This is a genomic window from Umezawaea sp. NPDC059074, assembly GCF_042738955.1.
Taxonomy (GTDB): domain Bacteria; phylum Actinomycetota; class Actinomycetes; order Mycobacteriales; family Pseudonocardiaceae; genus Umezawaea.
Window position 1 is genome coordinate 1 of record NZ_JBHYHC010000219.1, and the last position, 2,098, is coordinate 2,098.

Consider the following 2,098-nt stretch of genomic DNA (forward strand, 5'->3'; position numbering starts at 1 on the left):
CCCAGACCGGGGCCGACGCGAGTCCGGGCACCGCGTCGCCCGCGTGGACGGCGACCGCCCCACGCGTGACGAGCACGAGCGTCCGACCCGCGAACCGCGGTTCGGCCAGCCAGCGCTGGACCAGGGCAAGCGCGTCGAGCGTCGACCCGGCGTCCGCCACGACCACGCCCTCGGTGCTGTCCAGGTCGTGGCTCCACGACACCGTTCGGCCCGTGGCGGGCACCTCGTCCCAGCGGATCCGGTGCAGGTCGTCGCGCGCCTTCGCCAGCGGTCGGACGACCAGCGAGTCGACCGTGGCCACCGGCTGCCCGGAGCCGTCGGTCACCTCGACGCGCACGGCGTCCGGGCCGAGGCGGGTCAGCCGGGCCCGGACGGCGGTCGTGCCCTGCGCCCACACCCGCACGCCGGTCCACGCGAACGGGACCAGCACCTCACCGGACGCGTCCAGCGCGAGCACGTGCAGGGCGGCGTCGAGGAGCACCGGGTGCAGGACGAACCGCTGTCCTCGCACCGCTTCCGGCAGCGACACCTCGGCGACCACGTCGTCACCTCGCCGCCAGGCCGCCGTGAGCCCGCGGAACGCCTCCCCGTAGCCGTACCCCGAGCGAGCCAGGTCGGCGTAGCAGTCCGCGACGTCCAAGGCGACGGCCCCGGTCGGCGGCCACGGCTCGTCCACCGCGGCGGGCCGGGCGGTCGCGGCCGTCAGGGTCCCGGTCGCGTGCCGCGTCCACGGCTCGTCGCCGGTCCGGGCGTGCACGGCCACGGTCCGGCGGCCGTCGTCGTCCGCGCCGACCTCGACCTGCACCCGCACGTCGGCGTCGGGCGGCAAGACCAGCACGGCCTCCACCACGAGTTCGGCCACCACCGGGCAGCCCACCTCGTCACCCGCCCGTACGGCGAGGTCGACGAACAGCGCGGCGGGCACGATGACCTCGCCGTCGACGACGTGGTCGGCGAGCCACGGCTGGGCGCGTTGGGACAGCACACCCGTCAGCACCGCGCCCCCGGACTCCGGCAGCGCCACCGCCGCGCCGAGCACCTCGTGGCCCAGCGCCGTGTCCGCCTTGGACGCCGTCAGCCAGTAGCGCCGCCGCTGGAACGGGTACGTCGGCAGGTCGACCCGCTGCCCGCCGTCCGGGAACGCGGCGGTCCAGTCGACCGCCACCCCGGCGGCGAACGCGTCGCCCATCCCCCGCAGGAACGCCGTGACCTCGTCCCGGCCCCGGCGCTGCAACGGCACCGCCACCGCGTCCGGCACGATCTCCCGGCACATCCCCGACAGCACGGCGTCCGGCCCGATCTCGACGAACCGCGCGCCACCGCGTGCCGTCACCGACTCGACCATCCGCACGAAGTCGACCGGTTCGCGGACCTGCCGGACCCAGTGGTCGACCGTCACGACGTCGTCGGACGCCATCGGGAGCACCGGTTCCCGCAGGTCCACCGCCTCCAGGACCGCGCGGAACTCCTCCAGCATCGGATCCATCCGCCGTGAGTGGAACGCGTGGCTCACGTCCAACACCTGCGCCTTGCGCCCCAACGCTTTCACCTCGCCCACCAAGGCAGCGACCGCGTCCGCCTCACCGGACACCACCACCGACGAGGGCCCGTTCACCGCCGCCAACTCCACGCCCTCGGGCAACTCGACGTCCGCGACGCCCAGAGCAGCCATCGCCCCGCCTTCAGGCAACGCCTCCATCAACCGCGCCCGCGCGGCCACCACCTTCACCGCGTCCGACAGGCTCAAAACCCCGGCCACGTGAGCGGCAGCCAGCTCTCCCACCGAATGCCCGATCACGAAATCCGGCCGCACACCCCAGGACTCGACCAGCCGGAACAGCGCCACCTCCAACGCGAACAACGCAGGCTGCGCGAACCCCGTACGGTCCAACCGCTCCAAGTCCCACTGCCCACCGAACAAGCCCCGGATCTCGTCGAACACCTCCGCGAACACGGGGAAACGCGCCGCCAACCCCGACCCCATGCCCACGCGCTGCGACCCCTGACCGGAGAACGTGAACACGACCGGGGCGTCCACCGCGAACACCGGGTCGGCGCGGTCGGCCACGGCGGCGAGCCCGGACGCCAGGGTGTCGGG

Annotated in this window: 1 protein-coding gene; it reads right to left on the reverse strand. The window is 74.4% G+C overall.

Going from position 1 to position 2,098, the window contains the following annotated elements; all coding sequences use genetic code 11:
• Positions 1-2,098 (reverse strand): acyltransferase domain-containing protein (locus tag ACFWW9_RS44360; protein WP_390389373.1); only part of this gene is annotated, 2,098 nt, incomplete at both ends.